Source organism: Massilia eburnea, assembly GCF_009720745.1.
Lineage (GTDB): Bacteria > Pseudomonadota > Gammaproteobacteria > Burkholderiales > Burkholderiaceae_D > Rugamonas > Rugamonas eburnea.
The window spans coordinates 1-677 of record NZ_WNKX01000069.1; the positions used below are offsets into that span (position 1 = coordinate 1).

Below are 677 nucleotides of genomic sequence, written 5' to 3' on the forward strand. Positions count from 1 at the left end.
ACCACCGGTGCGATTGGCGCGGCGGAGGTGCTGAGCGACGTCATGCCGGTGGCGGCCACCGGCACGGCGCCCACCACGTTGGCTGCATAGCCGTCGGCCGTGATGACCACGTCGTAATTGCCGGCCGGCAGGCGAGTCAGGTCGAATTCGCCAGTGGTGGCATTCGGCGCGGTGGAGGCGATGATCACGCCGTTCTGCTGCGCCGACACGGATACGCCGTGCGACAGCGCGGTCGTGGCGACAAAGCCGCTGATGCCGTTCAGGACGGTCGGTACGACCTTCACCACCGGCTTCAGGCTGTAGCCGCCATTGCCCTTGCTGACGATGGATTTGCAGGCGTCGAAGTCCAGCACCAGGTCCACGCGCTGGCCGGCGGCCACGTCGAATTCATTGACCAGCTTGATGCCGCTCTGGATCGCGCTTGGCGTATCGACTGCGATCTCGGCCGTGGTGCCGGTCTTGACGACGGTATTGGCGTTGGCGCTGCTGTCGAGCACCAGGCGCAGCTGGCTGTAGTGGCCGGCGCCCAGGGAGGCGGTGCCCAGCGCGTCCAGGGCGCCGTTGTTCAGGTTGAGCAGGTTGATCTTGCGCGCCGGCGACAGGGTGATATCGGTCCAGCCGCCATCGGTATCGCTGGCGGAAGCGCTGGAATTGATGCGGACCTTGGAAACGGTCAC

At 66.2% G+C, this 677-nt stretch carries 1 protein-coding gene; it reads right to left on the reverse strand.

Translation table 11 applies throughout. The features are described from left to right. Window positions 1-677, reverse strand: a 677-nt coding sequence (locus GM658_RS28595) for a DUF4382 domain-containing protein (RefSeq protein WP_155457508.1), incomplete at both ends; no start/stop codon positions are given.